This is a genomic window from Streptomyces sp. NPDC029014 (assembly GCF_055564695.1).
The window spans coordinates 1-1,390 of the sequence record NZ_JBVHVT010000230.1 but is presented as its reverse complement, the minus strand read 5'-3'; the positions used below and the strand labels follow the sequence as shown (position 1 = coordinate 1,390).

The 1,390-nt window shown below is 68.7% G+C and carries 1 protein-coding gene; it reads right to left on the bottom strand.

The genetic code is table 11. The features are described from left to right. Positions 1 to 134 precede the first annotated feature (134 nt). A complete protein-coding gene (locus ACZ4VL_RS40735; protein ID WP_026347228.1) occupies positions 135 to 1,235 on the bottom strand; it encodes a hypothetical protein in 1,101 nt (366 codons plus the stop codon). Positions 1,236 to 1,390: the final 155 nt, after the last annotated feature.

Below are 1,390 nucleotides of genomic sequence, written 5' to 3'. Positions count from 1 at the left end.
TGCTGCGTCGCGGGTTCGACGTGGAAGTGGAATCGAGCACGGTGGAAAACCGTGGGTCGATCAACTGGCGGCGGGAGAAATGACCGGGTCGGGGGCGGTGCCCTTTCGTTGAAAGGGTCCGACCCCCGGCTTCTTCAGCTGCGGCGCAGCCGCTGGCGGTGCCCGGACAGGTCCATGCTCCACAGCAGCAGCGCACCCAGCAGCGCCGGCAGCACGCTGAGCACGGACAGCATCACCAGGAATGACACTGGCAATTCCATGCGGGCGGGCTTGCCCCGGCGCAGCTGGTAGCGGATCCATGCCGTGGCCAGCACGGTCCAGGCCAGCAGCCAGCACAGCGGTGCCAACCACAGCGAAGGCGAGGGCACCCACAGGTAGACGGCGGTACCGACCGCTGCGATGGCTGCGCAGGCGACCGGCAGGGTCAGCCAACGCAGCCGGGAAGGCGGCACGGACGGGTCTTCAGGGGCGCTCTGCCAGACGAACAGATGACGCAGGCCAATGGCCAGCAGCGTGCCGAGCAGTGGCGCCAGCGCTGCCGTGCCCAGCACGATCGCCCTGCGCTGCTCTTCCGACTGGTAGGGCAGCAGCGTGCTGGCGATCTGGGTGGTGGCCAACGCGATGAAGGCCATCAACGTCAGCGCCACGCTTGCCAGCAGTGCACGCAGCAATGACAACTGTGCCGCGGTGAGGCGGGTGACATCGCTGGCGCCGGCCCAGAAGCGGGCTTGGCCCGCATCGATGCCGGGCGGTAGAGGACGGTCCTCCTGGCAGCCCAGTACGTCCATCAACGCTGCGGCCTGGCGCGGCACGCGCAGCGGCAGCGCGGACATCAGGTTGCGCAGGTGCGAACGCGGTTCGCGCAGCTGCTGAAGGCGGCTGGCAGCGTCATCGTGGCTGGTCCAGCGCCCGCCACGCGCCTCCATCTGCTGGGCCAGCAGATCGGTCTGCGCGGGCAGTTGCAGCCAGTCCTGCCAGGCGTGTTCGGCCAGCTCGCGCAGTTCGCCTGGTGCCAGGCCGCAGCCCGCGTCGTCCCAGCCGAAGGCCTGGTAAAGCGCCGCGGCTTCGGACAGGTTCATGGGCGCCTGCCGCGCGCGCAGCGCCTGCAGCACCCTGGCACTGGCTTCAGCGCGCTCGTCCAAGGACCACTGGCTGCGCAGGCCCTGCAGGTACACCGCGAAAGGCTGCGGGTCGGTGGATTTGGCGCGCTCCAGCAGGTCCATCCAGTTGCTCATGGGTTTGCCTCGTGTGGGGGCTGCAGGCTTGAACGATCACTGTGTGCATTGCCGGGGGAGCTGGAAAATGCCCCGCGGAGGATTGCGATGGTGGCCAGCAGGGCGCACGTCAGAAGCAGTGCCAAAGCGACCGTTCGCCGCGTGAAGCGTCTGCG

Excerpts from the sequence above, each read along its gene's own strand:
- ACZ4VL_RS40735 (WP_026347228.1), bottom strand. The coding sequence starts at position 1,235 with ATGAGCAACTGGATGGACCTGCTGGAGCGCGCCAAATCCACCGACCCG.